Below are 17296 nucleotides of genomic sequence, written 5' to 3' on the forward strand. Positions count from 1 at the left end.
GAATATGTCCGGCAAACTCAACCAAGGCGACCCGCCGCCCAGAGCAGCACGGACTTTTGTGCATGGATGCGGTTTTCCGCTTCGTCCCAGATCAGCGATTGTGGGCCGTCGATCACTTCGGGGACGACTTCCTCGCCGCGATGGGCGGGCAGGCAGTGCAGGAATTTCGCGCTGGGCTTTGCCTTTGCCATCAGGTCTTGCGTGACCTGATAGGGCATCATGGCCTTCAGCTTTTCGTCCGCATGCGCCTGACCCATGGAAATCCAGGTGTCGGTGACGACCGCGTCAGCCCCCGCAACCGCCTCGACGGGATCACGGGTGAGCGTGATGCCAGCGCCCAGAGCCTGCGCCTCCTTGATGAAGGCGTGATCGGGCTCATAGCCTTCGGGCACGGCGATGCGCAGGTCGAACTTGAAGAGGCCCGCCGCTTCGATGATCGAGTGGAGGACATTATTGCCATCGCCCAGCCATGCCCACTGGCTGCCCGGCAAGGCGACGCCATGTTCGACCAGGGTCAGCAGGTCGGCGGTGATCTGGCAGGGGTGCGACAGGTCGGTGAGGCCGTTGATCACCGGAACGGTGGCATAGCGGGCCATTTCCTCGATCTTTGCATGATCGTCGGTGCGGATCATGATCATGTCGCACATGCGGCTGAGCACGCGCGCCGTGTCCGCCACGGTTTCGCCCCGGCCAAGCTGGCTGGTCGCGCCGTCGAGGATCAGCGAGGTGCCGCCGAGCTGGCGGATCGCCATGTCGAAGCTGACGCGGGTGCGAGTGCTGTTCTTTTCGAAGATCATCGCTAGCGTGTGCCCGGCGAGCGGGGCGTCGGCGTCGGCCTGCCCTTTTGGCAGGGCCTTGCGGGCGGTTTTCCGGTCGATGGCGTCGGAAAGCATGGCGGCGAGCGCGTCGGCGCCAGCGTCGGAGAGATTCAGGAAATGTCTGGTCATAGGGAGCAAACCTCCAACCCGTTCGGGCTGAGCCTGTCGAAGCCTTCTCTTTTTAAGAAAGGAAAGCCCTTCGACAGGCTCAGGGCGAACGGTGGTTAGTGTCTAAGCCGCTGAAGCCTCCGCGAAGCTGCGGGCACCAGCGGACAGCTTTTCGATGCATTCGGCGACATGCTTCTCGTCAATGATGAGCGGCGGCAGAATGCGGACGACATTTTGCCCCGCCGACACCACCAGCAGCCCGTGATTGTCGCGCAGATGCGCCACGAAATCGCGCGCGTCGCTGCTGTCCTTGAGTTTGACGCCGAGCATCAGGCCCATGCCGCGCACATCCTCGAACATGTCGTGGTTGGGGATGAGCTGCTCCAGCGCGGAACGCAGGCGCGCGCCGATGCTGTTCACATGGTCGAGGAAGCCTTCGCCCAGCACTTCGTCCAGGACAGTCAGGCCGACCGCCATGGCGAGCGGATTGCCGCCATAGGTGGAGCCATGGGTACCGAACACCATGCCCTTGGCCGCTTCCTCCGTCGCGAGGCAGGCGCCGAGCGGGAAGCCCGCGCCGATCCCCTTGGCGACGGCCATGATGTCGGGGTTCACGCCATATTGCTCATGCGCGAAGAAGGTGCCGGTGCGGGCATAGCCGCACTGCACTTCGTCGAGGATGAGGAGCATGCCCTTTTCGTCGCACAGCTTGCGCAGGCCGGTGAGGAACTCTTGGGTCGCGGGCGTGACGCCGCCTTCGCCCTGCACGGTTTCGACGAGGAAACCGGCCGTGTTGTCATCGACCGTAGCGGCGGCAGCTTCCAGATCGTTGAATGGCACGACGGTGAAGCCGGGCAGCAGCGGTTCGAAGCCGTCGCGCATCTTGGGCTGGCTGGTGGCCGAGATGGTCCCCAAAGTCCGGCCGTGGAAGGCGTTGTCGAAGCTGATGATATTGTGACGGTGCGCCTCGCCATTGGCATAATGGTAGCGGCGCGCGGTCTTGATCGCGCATTCGACCGCCTCCGCGCCCGAATTGGTGAAAAAGACCGTGTCGGCGAAGGTCGAATCGACCAGCCGCTGCGCGAACTTTTCCCCCAGCGGCATGCCGTAGAGGTTCGACGTGTGCATCAGCGTCGCGGCCTGATCCGCGATCGCCTTCACCAGTTTCGGGTGGCCATGGCCGAGCAAATTGACCGCGATGCCGCTGGCGAAGTCGAGATAACGCTCGCCACGCTCGCCGATCAGATAGCAGCCCTCGCCTCGCACCGGGCGGACGTCGCACCGGGGGTAAACGGGCATGAGCGGCGTAATCGACATGGTGGCCCTCCCTTCGCTGGGGCTGATGCAAAAAGTCTCAAAACGCAAAAAGGCGGCCCCCGCCGGGCCGCCCTTTGCGAGCGCTGCCTATACTAGGGCCGTCTGGGTGGCGCAAGCCATGTTACATGCTCGTCATCCCAGCGAAGGCTGGGATCTCGTGAGGCCGGGTTGTGCCCTCTCGCCGGAGATCCCAGCTTTCGCTGGGATGACGGCTGTTGGAGGATCGTCAGGCGATCTGGTTCCAGGCGTCGGCGATTTCGGCGATGATGTCGCGGGCCTGCTCGGCATGTTCGGGCGAGCGTTCCTTGGCGCTGAGCAGCAGCAAGCGGCGCGCTTCGCGGTAGATTTGGGCGAGACCCATGGCGATGTCGCCGCCCTTGTCGAAGTCGAGGCTGGATTCGAGCGCGATCAGGATCGACATGGCGCGGGCCTGCTTGTCGGAAACTTTCAACCGGTCGTTGTTGCGTTCGGCCAGCGCGGTGGCTTCGAGAGCGATCAACAGTTCGTCGAACAGCACCTTTACCAGCGCATGGGGCGTGGCGCCTTCGATCCGGCTGCCCGAATGCACCGCCGCATAACGGCGCGCCGCGTTGGCGCCTGCATAGCCCTGTTGAGAATAGAACATCTTACCTGACCCCTGTTATCAATTATCGCTCTTGGTCCACATGGCGACCTGCTGTTCCAGATAGTTCTGCGTCGCCTTGAAGGCTGCCAGACGCTTGTCCATCGCCGAATAGACCTTCGAAAGCTGCGCCTGATAGTCGGTCATCTGGTCGTTCAGCTTTTCCAGCTGCTCGGTCAGCGCCTCACCCAGCTTTTCATATTTGCTTTTTGCCGCAGCCAGCGGACCATCCGTCTGCTGAATCTTGTCGCGCACGCTGTCCATCAGACCGGCGAGGCCGGGCTTCGTGTCCGACTTGACCGCCGGGTTCAGCATCTGGGTGATCCCGGCGGGGTCGGCGAGAAGCGCCTTGTCGAGCGCGGCGGTGTCCAGCTTCAGCGTGCCGTCGCGATTGGTGCTGACACCGATGGACGACAGCGTGGTGTAGTTCCCCGTCGGCGCAAGCACGGCCGACGTCATCTGCGATAGCTGCCGCTTCATGTCGCGGATCGATGCCTCACCGTTCAACGCGCCCGCGCTGGACGAATTGCCCCCGGCCGCGGTGGCGGTGTTCAGCGCCTTCATCAGCGTATTATAGGCATCGACGAACTCAACCATCAGGTCGCGCATCGACGTGGTCGGCTCGGTCGATGCCAGCGTCACATTGGTGCCCGGCGCGGCCTTGTTCAGGTCGATGCGCAGGTTGGCGATGGCGGTGTCGATCGTGTTGCTGCTGTAATGCTGCTCGACGCCGTCCAGAAGGATGATGGAATCCTTGGCCTGCACCTGACGCGTCATCCCGCCGGTCGCGCCGTCCCACGTGAAGGCATCGAGGGCCGCGTTTGCAGGCGAAGATGTGTTGGTGAAGGTAAAGCTGTTCGCATCGCCCGTCGCGCCCTTCATCACCAGGCGCGTGCCCTGATTGTCGGTGATGACACTGGCGCTGACGCTTGTCCCGGCTGCGTTGATCGCCGCTGCAAGGTCGGCATAGGTGGCACCGGCACCAAGCGTGATGGGGACGGCGGCGCCGCTACCCACTGTCAGCGAGAAGCTGCCCGCGCCAAGCACGGTGGCGGCGGTTGCGCCTGAAACGGGTGCAGAGGCAATGGTCTGCGCAGAGGCAAGCTGCTGCACCTGAAGCTGCGCTGGCAGCTTTGGCACACCGCCCGGCAGCAGGCTGACAGCCGCAATGCTGGGATCATTGGAGGCGGGCGAACCCGCGAAACCCGTTCCGGCGAGCAGGCTGTTCAGGGCGTTGGCAAAAGTATCGAGCGAGCTGGAGGCCGATGCGAGCGCCGAAATCCGTGCATTATTGGTGCTCTGACGATCGGTAATCTGCTTCTGCTTCGGGTCGCGGGCAGCGCTCACCAGGCTGGTGACCAGCGCTCCGGTGTCGATGCCGGACCCAATGCCGAGCGCTGTTGAAATGCTGCTGCTTACCGAGGTCATCGTCCGTCCTTTCGAGGATGAGAACGGCTCTAGGATGAAGACCTTTAGGAATGATTTTCATGGGGTAGAGGAAGATCGCGTGCGGCGATCTTTCCTCAACCGTCGATTGAAAGCAGCTGATCCACCGTGCCACGGCGCAGATGCGCCTGCGCGGCATGGGCATAGCTTGCCTGCTCCGCGATGCGTTTGCCCAAGGTGACGGCGCTTTCGACCACTTCCTTCGATGCAGGCGGCAACGGCACCAGGATCATCGGCGCGGGCAGCAGCGACTGAATTTCGGCCTCCGCCCCTTCAACCGTGGGTCCGGCCGAGGCCGATCGCAGTTGTGCCAGTATGTCAGCCACGCGAGCATGCACCTTGGCATATTCCGCCGCGCTGGCGAGATCATCTTCGGACAGAGTGGAGTTCGTGTCGCCGTTCTGGGGCTTGTCCGCATGCGGATCGACGCCCTGCTGGGCTGCAATCGGTTGGACTGCGGGCACGGCCGAAGGCGTTCGAGATGATACCCGATCAACCTGCGTTACATCGCTCCGCGAAACATATTCGTTCATGACGCACCATCCTAATGCGTCCCCATGAATATATTACGGCCAGCAATGCCTAAGATTTAGTTCACCGTGTCGATTTTTCTAAAGCTTCTGGCCATCGGCGTCGAAGCGCAGATCGTCGGGCACGCTGATGAAGGGCCGATCGATCTCGCTCGCCATCCGGTTTTCCACGCGGAACACGAAGGCAAGGACGGTCGCGACCGCCATGTAGAGGCCTTCATTGACGATCTGCCCAGCGCGCGAGGTGAAGTAGATGGCGCGGGCAAGGTCGGGATATTGCAGCACCGTGACGCCATTCTGATCGGCAAGCTCACGAATGGCGGCGGCGATCGCGTCGCAACCCTTGGCCACGACGATGGGCGCGGCGTCCTGTCCAGGCTTGTAGCGCAGGGCGACCGCGAAATGCGTGGGGTTGGTGATGATCACGCTGGCCTCAGCCACGGCCTTGCGCGTCGATCCGCTCAACACTTCGAACTGGCGGCGGCGGATATGGCCCTTGAGTTCGGGCGACCCTTCGCTTTCCTTATGCTCGTCCTTGATGTCCTGCTTGCTCATGCCAAGCCGCTTGGACCGCTGCATGATCTGCGCGGGGACGTCGATGCCGGCGATCAGGAACAGGCCACCCGCCATGACGAGGCAGGTCATAATGAACATGTTGCCAAGGTCCGACATAGCGGGCGCGAGGCCTGACGAGCCGAGGCCGATAATCGCGGTCAGACGATCCCAGATCAGCCAGACGCCGATCGCTCCGAGCAGCGTTACCTTAGCGATCGACTTCATCAGTTCGATGAGGCCCTGCATGCCGAACATGCGCTTGAGGCCCGCCGCCGGATTGAGCTTCGACGCCTTGGGCGCGAAGGCGCCGGGGCGGAAGCCGAGGGAGCCGAGGATGGCTGGTCCCGCAATGGCGGCAAGCGTCGTCGCCAGCAATATGCCGCCGACCGGCAAGGCGATGCCGGTGAGCAGGCTCATGCCGCGGGCGGCGGGCGCGAAGTCGGTGATGTCCTCGCGGCGGAAACGCAGCGCTTCGATCAGCATCTGGGAGAGGGATTCAACGACGGACGGCCCCGTTACCGCGATCCAGCCGATCCCGGCCATCACCACCAGCGCGGTCGCCAGTTCCTTGGACTGGAGGATGTCGCCCTTCTTGGCGGCGTCCTGTAATTTCTTTTGTGTTGGCTTTTCGGTCTTTTCGCCGCCGCCATTGCCGCCTGACATATCAGCGGCCCTCCGATATCGACTGGGCCTGATCCAGCCCGGCCTTCAGCGCGGCGGTCAGCCCCTCACCCATCACCGGCGCGGCGATCGCGAGCAGGATGAGGCCCGCCATGACGGCGACCGGCATGCCCACCGCGAAAAGGTTGAGCGACGGCGCGCTGCGGGCGAGCATGCCCATGATGATCTGCACCAATATCAGCGCGAAGCCGACCGGCAGCGCGACAGTCACGCCCGCGCCGAGCAGGGAGCCGCCGAACTGGACCAGATGCCAGACCGCGTCATTGCTGAGCATCGCGTCGCCCGGCGGCAGCGCCTTGTAACTTTGCACCACGAAGCTGGCGAGCATCAGATGACCGTCCATGCCGAGTAGCAGGAAGGTGGCGAGGATCGAGAGGAACGTACCGATCGCCTGCGTATGCTGGCCCGAGGAGGGATCGACCATGGCCGCGAAGTTGAGGCCCATGGCATTGCCGATCGTCTCCCCCGCGACGAAGGCTGCGGCATAGCCGATCTGCACCGCAAAACCCATGGCGAGCCCGGCCAGCACTTCCCCCATGACCAGCATCACGCCTGCGAAACTGGCGACGCCGTCCTGCGGCAGCTGAATCGTGACGCTGTTGAGCGCGGCCATGCCAAGCGCCAGCGAGAGGATGAAGCGCAGCGGCAGCGGCACGGCAGGCGCGCCGAACACGGGCGCCGCGATGAAGGCCGCGCCCGGACGGATCATGGCGATAAGCCAGATCCACAGCTGCGTCTCCACATTCGCGAAGCCCGGTGCGATCATTGCAGCAGGTCCGGGATGCGTTCGAATATCTCGCGGGTGAAATCGGCGATCAGGACGAGGATCGACCCGCCGAACAAGACGAGCATCCCGCCGACGACGATGATCTTGGGGATGAAGCTGAGCGTCTGTTCGTTGATGGAGGTGGCGGCCTGTACCATGCCGATGAGGACGCCTGCGATCAGCGCGGGGATCAGGATGGGTGCGGCGGCGAGCGCCGTGATCCAGAGCGCCTGTTGGGCAAGGCCCATGAAGAAGTCGGCATTGTCCATGCCTACCCCCTGCTCCGTAAGTGCAAAAGCCGCCTCACGTCGCGAAAGACCCCGCCAGCGACCCCATGGTCAGCGCCCATCCATCCACCAGCACGAACAGCAGCAGCTTGAACGGCATGGAGATGATGGTCGGAGACAACATCATCATGCCCAGCGCCATCAGCGTGGAGGCGACCACAAGGTCGATGATAAGAAACGGCAGGAAGATCATGAAGCCGATCTGAAACGCGGTCTTGAGTTCGCTCGTCACGAAGGCAGGCAGCAGGATCGAGAAGGGAATATCGGCGGGCGAACGGAAAGCGGGTGCTTCGGCGAGGTTGGCGAAGAGCTTGAGGTCGGTCTCGCGCGTCTGCTTGGTCATGAAGCCGTGCAGCACCTTGCCCGAGCGACCTACGGCTTCCTCGATGCTGATCTGACCCTTGCCATAGGGGGCGAAGGCCTGCGCGTTGATCTGATCGATCGCCGGGCGCATCACGAACAGCGATAGGAACAGCGACAGCCCCACCAGCACCTGATTGGGCGGTGTCTGCTGAAGGCCGAGCGCCTGGCGCAGCAGCGACAGGACGATGATGATACGGGTGAAGCTGGTCATCATGAGCACAAGTGACGGCAGCACCGACAGCAGGCTCATCAGGACGAGGATTTGCAGCGACAGGGACAGCGAGCGGCCGTCGCCCGAAATCGCGCCCATCGCCTTGGTCAGCGCGCCGCCATTATCGACGGGCGCGGCCGGAGCGGCGGCTTGGGCCAGCGCGGGGGTCGTTAAGAACAACCAAGACAGCAGCCCTGCGACCAGAAGGGCGATCACCAGACGCCCTGACACCCGTTCGGGCTGAGCTTGTCGAAGCCCTTTACTTCTTGAAGAGAAGGGATGCCCTTCGACAGGCTCAGGGCGAACGGAGGGGAGAAGCTCAGTGCCCCACACGATATGGGTCGCCTTCCGCGATCTTTTCGATCCGGCCGCGTGTGACGGACAGCAGGATCTTCTTGCCCTCGAACTCGACTACGGCAAGCTTGCCGAAGGTGCCGAGCGGCAACGCCTCCAGCATCTTGAGCGACCGGCCATCCTGCCCCACCATCAGGCCAGGCTGATATTTGCGCCAGAGCCACAGCGCGCCAAAGGCCATGCCGCCGACCAGCGGCAGGAGTATCAGCAGTTTGACGAAGTACCAGAACATGGGGCGCGATCCGCTTTCATGGTTAATCGCCTTTCCGAATCAGAAAGATCGGCGCGCAGCAAGAGAAAAAGGCATTGAGCGCGATCAGCCGCGCCGTTCGACCCCGGCAAGGCGGCTTTCGGCGGCGGCGATATCGACGATGCGGATGCCATAGCGGCCATTCACCGTGACGACCTCGCCCTTCGCGATCAGAGCGCCGTTCACCATGATGTCGAGCAGATCATCGGCCTGACGGTCGAGTTCCACGATGCTGCCTTCGGCCAGGTCCATGACCTCCGCCAGACGCAGCGAAGTGGAGCCGACCTCCACCGACATGCGGACCGGAATGTCGGCCAGCAGGCGGAACTGGCGGTTGCTCGCCATCCGGCTCAGCCCTTCTTCGGCAAAGCCGTCAATCCGCGGCGCTTCGCTCATGTCACTCATTGTTCTGGTCCCTGTGCTATCTTTTCGATCTGGAATGCGGCGCGGCCGTCCTGCTCGCCGATCGATCCATGAGCGACGATGCGGTCGCCCACGATCAGTGGCAGGCTGCGGCTGATGTTTACTGGAATGATGTCGCCGGTCTTCAACTGCATGAGGTCGGCGAGCGAGAGATTAGGGCGTGCCAGCACGGTACGCGCGGGCAGGCGGATGTCGCGCATGCGGTTGGCGATGCGCGCCTGCCATACGGGATCGATCCGTTCTTCATCGACCGTGGCCTTGGCGCCCATGAGCGGCTCCACCGCGCGCAGCGACGACAGCGGGAACAGCAGGTCGATCGGCCATTCCTGATCCCGCGCGATGCTGAGCATGAAGCGTTGCAGCACCATCTGTTCGCCCGGCTGCGCGGCCGACGCGAAGCCAATGCCCGCTTCACGGACGATGAGGCCAATTTCCAACGGCAGAATATCGGTCCAGCTTTCGACGAGGCGTCCAATCACACCTTCGGAAATACGGCTGATCAGGCGGTCTTCGGTCGGTGTGAACTCGCCGCGTGCGGGCAGCGGGCGATTGCCGGGGCCGCCATAGAAGCAATCCACCAAGGTAGAGATCATGGCCGCGTCCATGCGCAGCAGCATCTGTCCTTTGAGCGGCGTGATGCGATAAACGCCGATGCTGGAAAAGGCGGGCACTTCCGCCGACCATTCGCCGAAATCGAGCACCCGCGCGTCAAGCATCGCGATGTGCGGGCGCACGCCGGAGATAGGCTCAATCAAGGCACGCAAACGCCGGCCGAGCTTTTCGCCCAGCCGGTCTAGTCCGGACAGCAGCTGTGGTGTCTGCGATTCCCCGCGCCCGAGGGCGTAGGTCTGAACGTCGGTCATGATAGTCCCCTGCCCTAGTGGACGGGGGACTTCCCGACCTTTCAGGCACCCCTATTGAATAACGAAATTGGTAAAATAAACGTTATCTATGCCGCCATAACCCGTCTTTTGCTTCAAAATATCGTTTATGACGCCCTTTATGCGTCCCTGGAGCTGGCGTTTGCCTTCGGGCGTCGCCAGCATCGTTTCGGGCTGCTGCGCGAGCATCATCAAAACCTGACTGCGAATCGCCATCTCATGGGTCTTGATCGCCTCGATCACGCGCAGGTCGTAATAGGTCGATACCGCGACGGAGATCTGGGCGAAGGCGTCCGTGTCCGACATGTTGGAGGTGAAAGGCGCCTGCAACTGGAAATAGGTGGCCTGATAGGCGGCCGGATTGGCAGGCGTGGGCAGGTCGATGCCCTTGCCCGGATGCGCGGGCGCATGCGTGCCACCGCCGCCGCCACCTTCACCGTGCCCCTCGCCGCCAGCCATGCCATGGGCCTTGGCGACTTCCTCGGCACTCTCGCCCGCCAGGACGAGGACAGGCTTGTTGGGGTCTTCCTTCGGCCCTTCTTCCTTGGCGCTGAAGAAACCGGCGGCATATAGCCCGCCAGCCGTCCCCGCACCACCCAGAACGAGCGCGGCGGCGACGAGGAGGATCATCTTCTTGCCCCCGCCCTTTTTCTTCTTCGCCTTCGCCTCGTCGCTCATCTGCCGGTCCCCCGAATAACCTTAAATCCTATGCGTACCGCGCGCGCGCCCTGTCATGGGCGGCAGGCTGCGCATCCGCATGGTTAAGAACGGCAGGATCGCCGGAGCCTTTAGGGCCAAAGCCGTTATTTTCGCGCCCCTGCCAGCGATTTTGCTGACCCTGGGGCTGGCCCATATTCTGGCCGCTATTCTGCGCCCAGGCGGACGTTTGAGAGCCCTGCTGCGACTGTTGCTGCTGCTGAGACGGCGACTGATTGGCCGTTTCGGCACGATGCGCTTCGGCGATAGCGGGCGCGCGTTCGACCTTCACCTCGGCGATGCGCACGGCGGCCAGCCCTGCGTCGAGCTTCAGCCGGTCGCTATCCTGACGCAAGGCCATTTCCGCCGCCTCGCTGGCGACGGTCAGGCTGACGGCGGCGCCATCCATGTTATGGCGGATGTCCACCTGCACAGCGCCAAGATGGTGCGTATCGATCTGGAAACGGCCCTGCGCGCCATTGGCGGACAGCCCGGCGATGTCGCGGGCCAGCCCGTCGATCCACTGCCCCGATACGCCCATGTCGACCACCTGAGCGCCAAGGCTGGCGGACAGATCAGGCGATGGCGAGGCGATGGGCAAGGACGGCGTGGCGCCCTGCGGCGCGGAGGCGGCAGGAACGGCCGGAACCGTGTCAGAGGGCGGCGGAAGGATGGAGGGGTCGAACGTCGTGTCAACAGGACGAGCGGACGCATCGGCTTTCGCATGAGCGGCGGCCGAGACCTGTTCGCCAACCCGCACCGACGCGCCTGTCTGGCGCGCGGCCACCTGTTCACGCACGATTTGCAGCAGGGCGATTGCTTCTGCCTTCATTGGCTTGCCATTGAGAACCGGCGCTGCTGCCACGGTAAGTTCGGGCGCTGGGCTTTCGTTTTCGGCAGGCGCAACGGGTGCATCAGGAACCGCTGACGGAACCTTGTCCTCACTGCGCGCGGCCCGCTTGTCAGGAGCGATCCCTTCAGGTTCGCGCGGCAGCGGCGAGCGGCCTTCCGGCGCTGGTGGCATTGCCCCCGCCATCGCGGTCATGCTTGACATAGCGGCGGTGGCTTGCGGGTTGTCTGCTGACATTTGTTCTGGTGCCGCTGGCACGAAAGCAACCGGCGGAACATCCGCAGCAGCCGCGACGGGTTGCGGCGCTGGCGCCACAGTCACGGCATCCTGCTGCGGCAGTTCAGTCTTCGCCTTTTCCTTGCGGGAAGATTTTGTGGGGGCCGGAGGAGCATCCTGTACCACCGGACTGATCACTTCCGGCGCAGCGTCGTCCTTACGGATGTCCGGGCGCGCCTTGGGCAAGTGAAGGGGTTCGGCCACTTGTTTCGGTTGTTCCGGTTGTTCTGGCAATGCGGTTTCAGGCTGAATAGGCGCTTCGTTCGGCAAGCTTGCCTCAGCCTGCGCGGGGAGTCCGGCAGGCTCAACCGGTGCCTGCTCATCCACTGGCGCATCAGTAGCCTGCTTGATGAGACCCAGCGCTCGGCCGGGCGGCAATGATGACGGCAAATCCTTGCCAGCGGCAACCGCTATGGCAAGCCCGTGCGGTACATGACCATGCGCAGGCGTGGCCTCTGGCTGACCGATATTCATAGGAAGAACCGGGGTGGTGGTGACAGCATTCTGCCCCTCGACGCCGGGAATCTCTGGCACGGCGGCAGCGGCACCCTGCCCGTCAATCTCCGGCAGGGCTGGAGACACAACAGCCTCTTGCGCCATGGTGCCATTGAGCAGCGCGGCGAAGTCCGCCGTCTCGCCCGGCACGGCAGGCTGCGACGCAGCCACACCCTGCGAAGCCGAGGAAAAGAGCAGTGCCTTCAGGCTGGAAAGCATGTTCATCTCATACATCTCCTGTCCGCTGCATCCGGCGGTAGCGCGGCAAGGCCGCCAGCTTGTTCTCCCGCCATTCCTCCAGGTTCGCGTGGGCGCGATCCTTGAGCTTTTCGGCGATTTCGCGATCGCGATTGGTCACTTGGCTGAGACCTTCCTTCACTTCTACCTTACGGCGCGCATCGTAGAGCGCACCATCCAGCTGACGGCCGGCCTGCTCCAGCCGACCAGCAAGTTCCTGCATCGCAGCAAAATTCGCGCCAATTGCCATGCCGGGGTCGGAAAAAAGATCGCTCCGCACCTTGCGCAGCCTGTCGGCGTTGCGTTCGATGCCGTCCGCCTCGTCCTGAGCGCGGGCGGTTTCAGCAACGGCCATGGCATGTTGCACATGGCGGACGCGCAGCACGCGCTGGCGGGTCTTGAGCGCACCCTTCACGCGCCAAACTCAGCGATTAGCGCACCGGCGCTGGTGTCGAGGTCGATGCGGCTCTTCTGATCCTGCCGGATGAAGTCGAGGATTTCCTGACGGCGCTGAACCGCTTCATCGATCACCGGGTCATTGCCGGGGCGATAGGCGCCCATCAGGATGAGGTCGCGATTTTCCTCATAGGCTGCCCAAAGGCGACGATAGGAAGCGGCGGCCATGCGATGCTCGTCCGGCACCACATCGGCCATGACGCGCGAGAGCGACTTGCCGATGTCGATGGCGGGAAAGATCGCCTGTTCCGACAGATGGCGCGAGAGGACGAAATGGCCGTCCACGATCGCGCGGGCGGCGTCCACGATCGGATCATCCGTATCGTCGCCGTCTGCCAGCACGGTGTAAAGCGCGGTGATGGAGCCGCCGGTGCGGGCATCGACGCCAGCGCGTTCAACCAACCGGGGGATCAGCGCAAGGGCCGAGGGCGGATAGCCCTTCATCGCGGGCGGTTCGCCCAGCGCCAGGCCAATCTCGCGCTGGGCATGGGCGCAGCGGGTCAGGCTGTCGATCAGCAGCAGGACTTTCTTGCCGCGTGCGCGGAAATATTCGGCGATGGCGGTGGCGCGGGCGGCGGCGCGCAGGCGCAGCACCGGGGGATGATCGGCGGGCACCGCGACGACGATCGACTTGTGCATCGAATTTTTAAGCTTGGTTTCAAGGAAGTCGCTGACTTCGCGGCCACGTTCGCCGATCAGGCCCACGACGACGATGTCGGCTTCGGCCCCGGCGATCATCTGGCCCATGAGGACCGACTTGCCAACGCCGGAACCTGCGATGATGGCGATGCGCTGCCCGCGCCCCGCGGTGAGCAGCGCGTTGACCGCGCGCACGCCAAGGTCGAACGGTTCGGTGACCCGGCCACGGTCAAGGACGTTGCCCTTGACGCCGTTGAGCGGCCAGCTGCCGCCCGCGATGATCGGCCCCTTGCGGTCGAGCGGTTGGCCCATGGCGTCGATGACGCGGCCGATCAGCCCCTCGCCCACCTGCACCATATTCGCCTGGCTGTCCGGTTCGACGCGCGCGCCATTTTCCAGCGGCACATCATTATCGAGCGGCACCAGCAAGGTCTTGTCGCCACGAAAGCCAATGACTTCGGCGCGGCAGACCGTGCCGTCCGATGCGATCACCCGCGCGCCTGCGCCGATCGGCTTGCGGAAGCCTGTGACCTCCAGCATGCCTGCGTCGTGACTGACCAGTCGGCCAACATGGCGGGGTGCACGGTTTTGAACCTGAAGGTGGTCGAACAGGCTTTCGGCCTGGGCAAGCGAGGCCTTGATCATGCCCAAATCCCTTTCATGAACGGCCTTCCATGTCGTCCATCAGCGCGCGCAGGCGCGACAGGCGCACATCCGGGCCATCCTCGACCCAGCCGTCAGCGGTTTCGAGACGTACGCAACCGCGATGCATGGCGGGGTCGCCGACCAGCTTGAGGCCGATCGCTTCGCCTTCCAGCATCGCCACATCCTCAGGATGCAGGTGCAGCGCGCTCTTATCCTCATTATCCTCGATGAAGGCGGCGACCGTGTCACAACGCTGGACCAGCCGTTCGATGTCGATCTCCACCTCGCCCACGATCTGCTCGACCAAGCGAACGACGGCAGCGGACAACATGGTGGACAGCATGCCACTGGGAGCGGGGGTCAGCAGTTCCAACGCTTCAGCGAGGCGAGCGCGCGCTTCGGCATCGGCGGCGGAGGCGTCCCCGACCACCCGGCATCCTTCATCGAAACCGAGGGTGAAGGCTTCCATCCGCGCCTGCTCCAGCAGGTCTTCGTCGGTCATCGCGGGCATGGCGCTGTGCATCGTCATGCCGGGCGAAGCCGCCCCGTCGGCATAAAGGCTGCGAAAGCTTCCGCTCTTCACCTGCCCCATGCCGCCCAGCGGAATGCTGGAGAAATCCTGACAGCTGCCTGCGTCCCAGACCTTAAACAAAGTCGTTCCCCTTGCCGCCCAGCATGATGGTGCCTGCGTCCGCCATGCGGCGCGCGGTGGCGATGATCAGCTTTTGCGCCTCCATCACCTCGGCAAGGCGAATGGGTCCGCGTTCCTCGATCTCGTCGGCGATGGCCTGAGCCGCGCGCGCCGACATGGCGCCGAAGATCTTGCCCTTCAGCATCTCGTTCGCGCCCTTCAGCGCCACGACCAGCACGCTGCTGTCGATGGTGCGCATCAGCGTACCCATATTCTTGTCATCCATGTCGATCAGGTTATCGAACACAAACATCTCTTCTTCGATGGTCTGGGCGATCATCTTGTCGCGCTTGGCGACCGCCTTCATGATCCGCTGTTCATTGTCCTTGCGGACATTGTTCATGATCGCGGCGGCTTCGATCGTACCGCCGCGCTGCGACGCCGCACCCTGCTTCTTGGACGTGGAACCGCGCAGCAACAGCTGCTCCAGGTCGTCCAGCGCCTCGTTCGACACGGGGCCGAGCGTGGCAATGCGATAGACGATCTCTTCCTGATATTCTGCCGGAAGCAGTTGCAGGACGTCGGCGGCTACCGGCGCTTCCAGATGAGCGAGCACGATCGCCATGATCTGCGGATGCTCCGCTTCGATCAGGGAAGCCACTTCCTTGGCGTCCATCCACTTCAGCATTTCGAGCTGGGTGGAGCGGGTCGGCGGCGTGATGCGGGCCAGGATCGTTTCGGCGCGCTCCTCACCCAGCGCCTTGGTCATCGCGCCGCGGATGTGGCGGGTCGCGCCATAGCCGATGGTGGTGCGCTTCTTCGCCTTGGTGACGAAATGGTCGAGCGCTTCATTGACTTCCTCGACCGCGACGTCGGCGACGTCGTACATCGCATAGCCAAGCTGGCGGACTTCGTCGGGTTCCAGGCGCGACAGGATCTGCGCGGCTTCATCCTCATCGAACAGCATCAGCAGGACGGCGGCGGCGGCGCTGCCTTTGATCGCGGCAGGAGCGGTTGCGGCCTCAGCCATTGTCCTTCTTCCCTTCCTTCAGGAGGTCGCGGACGACAAGGGCGGCACGATCCGGGTCCTGCTTCACGAAGTTGCGAATAAGGTCGGCGCGCTGCGCATAGTCATAGGTGGACGAGATCATGTCGAGCGTGATCGGCTTTCCTGCCTGCGGCGTCGCAGCGGCATGGCGGCCGATTTCGCTTGAGATTTCGCGGCCGATCTTCTGGCCCTGGGCGGCCATGTCGGCAGCGGCAGTTTCCTGAGCGGCGGCGCGGCGCTTCAGAAGGGGGCGGCCGATGCCGAAGATGACCAGCAGCGCGACGGCAAGGGCCGACAGGTTACGCACCAGAGGCGAAATCCAGTCGGCTTCATACCAGGGGGCTTTCACTTCTTCGGCCTTCACGAAGCTGCGTGAGGACAAGGCAACCACGTCGCCGCGCGCCTGGTCGAAACCGACCGCGCCCTTCACCAGTGCTTCGAGCGCGGCGATTTCCTGCGCCGAGCGGGGCTTGCCGTCCGCGCCATTGTCGAGCGCGACGGCGACCGACAGGCGCTTGACGGTGCCGACGGCATCCTTGGTGACCGACACTTCACGGCCCAGCTCGAAGCTGCGGTTGAAGGTTTCCTCGGTCTTCATCGGCGCGCTGGCCGGGGTGGCTGGCTGGTTTGCCTGCGTGCCCTGGCTGACGGCCTGACCATTGGGATTGGTCTGCGTGACGGTCGGGTTGACGGGCGCCTGATTGCTGAGCGCGCCGGGAACGCCGCTGGCCTCACCGCCAGCACCCTGGCCACGCGGATCGGATGCCCATGTCCCCTGCTCGGTGCGAAGGCGCGCTTCGTCCTGCGGGAAGCTTTCGCGGGTCGCCTGACGTTCGGCGAAATTCAGTTCAGCCCGGACTTCCGTCGAGAATTTGCCTTCGCCCAGGATCGGGGTCAGCAGCGCGATCACAGACTGGCGATAGCGGTCCTCGATCTTCCCCTGGACAGCGAGTTGGCGATCGTCGGCGGCATTGCCGTCATTATTGCTGAGCAGGCGGCCATTCTGGTCCACCAGCGAAATCTGGTCGGGGCTGAGTTCCGGCACCGATGATGCGACGAGGTGAACGATCGCGCTCACCTGCGCGTCGGCCAATGTCCGGCCCGAAGCGAGGCGGAGCATGATCGATGCCGAAGGCTTGGCCCGATCCCGTAAGAAAACGCTGGGCGGTTCAACGGCGAGGTGGACCTTGGCGCTCTCAACACTGTCGATAGCCTCGATCGTACGGGCAAGGTCCATTTCGCGGGCGGAGCGGAGCTTTTCGCCCTCGACCGCGCGGCTGGCGCCCATCGGCAGGCTGTCGATCATGCTGTTGCCGTCAGGCGCGCTCTTGGGCAGGCCCTGCGCGGCGAGCATCATCTTCGCCTTGAAATAATCGTCTTCGGCCACGGTCATCGCGCCCGACTTGTCGAAGTCATAGGCGAGGCCGCTCTGGTCCAGAACCTGCGCAACCGCTGATTTGTCAGCATCGGGCAGGCCACGGAACAGGTCGCGCTGCGGCGGTTCGCGAAGCGCGAGCCATGCAGCACCAGCGGTAGCAACGACGCCCAGCAGGCCGAGCAGCGGCAGGCTTTTCGCTACCGCTGGCTGCTTGATGAGGCCGGTGAAGCGCGCTTTGAGCGCATCGGCGCCCTTCGCACCGCCGAAACCGGCGCCGCTGGTGGCGGGGAGAGCGGCAGCGCCGCCATCGAGGGTGAGTGCGTTCTCGCTCAT

General features: G+C 63.8%; 19 protein-coding genes. All 19 read right to left on the minus strand.

Features of this window, described 5'->3' with window-relative positions; genetic code table 11:
- Nucleotides 1-17 precede the first annotated feature (17 nt).
- Nucleotides 18-947, minus strand: coding sequence for an ornithine carbamoyltransferase (gene argF / locus ACYU81_RS04045; protein ID WP_460986462.1), 930 nt, complete (start codon nucleotides 945-947; stop codon nucleotides 18-20).
- A 102-nt stretch (nucleotides 948-1049) separates the two neighbouring features.
- Entirely contained in the window at nucleotides 1050-2243 is a 1194-nt protein-coding gene (locus ACYU81_RS04050) for an acetylornithine transaminase (protein WP_460986463.1), read from the minus strand.
- 226 nt (nucleotides 2244-2469) lie between these two features.
- The gene (locus ACYU81_RS04055) at nucleotides 2470-2868 is read right to left on the minus strand and encodes a flagellar export chaperone FliS (protein ID WP_460986464.1); all 399 of its coding nucleotides are present in this window, start codon (nucleotides 2866-2868) and stop codon (nucleotides 2470-2472) included.
- An 18-nt stretch (nucleotides 2869-2886) separates the two neighbouring features.
- A complete protein-coding gene (gene fliD, locus ACYU81_RS04060; RefSeq protein ID WP_460986465.1) occupies nucleotides 2887-4293 on the minus strand; it encodes a flagellar filament capping protein FliD in 1407 nt (468 codons plus the stop codon).
- 95 nt (nucleotides 4294-4388) lie between these two features.
- A complete protein-coding gene (locus tag ACYU81_RS04065) occupies nucleotides 4389-4844 on the minus strand; it encodes a hypothetical protein (protein ID WP_460986466.1) in 456 nt (151 codons plus the stop codon).
- 78 nt (nucleotides 4845-4922) lie between these two features.
- Nucleotides 4923-6059, minus strand: coding sequence for a flagellar type III secretion system protein FlhB (gene flhB / locus ACYU81_RS04070; RefSeq protein WP_460986467.1), 1137 nt, complete (start codon nucleotides 6057-6059; stop codon nucleotides 4923-4925).
- A gap of 1 nt (nucleotide 6060) precedes the next feature.
- Nucleotides 6061-6843 carry a flagellar biosynthetic protein FliR gene (gene fliR, locus ACYU81_RS04075; protein ID WP_460986468.1) on the minus strand — a complete coding sequence of 261 codons (783 nt, stop codon included), beginning with the start codon at nucleotides 6841-6843 and terminating at the stop codon, nucleotides 6061-6063.
- On the minus strand, nucleotides 6840-7112 hold the full coding sequence (fliQ, locus tag ACYU81_RS04080) for a flagellar biosynthesis protein FliQ (protein ID WP_460986469.1): 273 nt from the start codon (nucleotides 7110-7112) through the stop codon (nucleotides 6840-6842). The genes fliR and fliQ overlap by 4 nt, the downstream gene beginning before the upstream one ends.
- A gap of 34 nt (nucleotides 7113-7146) precedes the next feature.
- Entirely contained in the window at nucleotides 7147-7920 is a 774-nt protein-coding gene (fliP, locus tag ACYU81_RS04085; protein ID WP_460986470.1) for a flagellar type III secretion system pore protein FliP, read from the minus strand.
- Between the two features lie 103 nt (nucleotides 7921-8023).
- Entirely contained in the window at nucleotides 8024-8290 is a 267-nt protein-coding gene (locus ACYU81_RS04090; protein ID WP_460986471.1) for a FliO/MopB family protein, read from the minus strand.
- Nucleotides 8291-8374: 84 nt separating this feature from the next.
- Entirely contained in the window at nucleotides 8375-8713 is a 339-nt protein-coding gene (gene fliN / locus ACYU81_RS04095) for a flagellar motor switch protein FliN (protein WP_460986472.1), read from the minus strand.
- Nucleotides 8710-9594, minus strand: coding sequence for a flagellar motor switch protein FliM (locus tag ACYU81_RS04100; RefSeq protein ID WP_460986473.1), 885 nt, complete (start codon nucleotides 9592-9594; stop codon nucleotides 8710-8712). Before ACYU81_RS04100 ends, fliN begins: the two co-directional genes overlap by 4 nt.
- Before the next feature lie 51 nt (nucleotides 9595-9645).
- Nucleotides 9646-10290 (minus strand): flagellar basal body-associated FliL family protein, encoded by a 645-nt coding sequence (locus ACYU81_RS04105; RefSeq protein ID WP_460986474.1) that lies wholly within the window; start codon nucleotides 10288-10290, stop codon nucleotides 9646-9648.
- Nucleotides 10291-10318: 28 nt separating this feature from the next.
- Nucleotides 10319-12154: a flagellar hook-length control protein FliK gene (locus ACYU81_RS04110; RefSeq protein ID WP_460986475.1), complete on the minus strand. Its 1836-nt coding sequence runs from the start codon at nucleotides 12152-12154 to the stop codon at nucleotides 10319-10321.
- A 1-nt stretch (nucleotide 12155) separates the two neighbouring features.
- Nucleotides 12156-12521, minus strand: coding sequence for a hypothetical protein (locus ACYU81_RS04115; protein WP_449474666.1), 366 nt, complete (start codon nucleotides 12519-12521; stop codon nucleotides 12156-12158).
- 56 nt (nucleotides 12522-12577) lie between these two features.
- Complete coding sequence (locus ACYU81_RS04120) at nucleotides 12578-13906, minus strand: FliI/YscN family ATPase (RefSeq protein ID WP_460986476.1); 1329 nt, start codon at nucleotides 13904-13906, stop codon at nucleotides 12578-12580.
- A 13-nt stretch (nucleotides 13907-13919) separates the two neighbouring features.
- Nucleotides 13920-14558 (minus strand): FliH/SctL family protein, encoded by a 639-nt coding sequence (locus ACYU81_RS04125; RefSeq protein ID WP_460986477.1) that lies wholly within the window; start codon nucleotides 14556-14558, stop codon nucleotides 13920-13922.
- A complete protein-coding gene (gene fliG, locus ACYU81_RS04130; protein WP_449473834.1) occupies nucleotides 14551-15567 on the minus strand; it encodes a flagellar motor switch protein FliG in 1017 nt (338 codons plus the stop codon). Before fliG ends, ACYU81_RS04125 begins: the two co-directional genes overlap by 8 nt.
- On the minus strand, nucleotides 15560-17296 hold the full coding sequence (fliF, locus tag ACYU81_RS04135) for a flagellar basal-body MS-ring/collar protein FliF (protein WP_460986478.1): 1737 nt from the start codon (nucleotides 17294-17296) through the stop codon (nucleotides 15560-15562). Before fliF ends, fliG begins: the two co-directional genes overlap by 8 nt.

Source organism: Sphingobium sp. TomTYG75 (assembly GCF_054771635.1).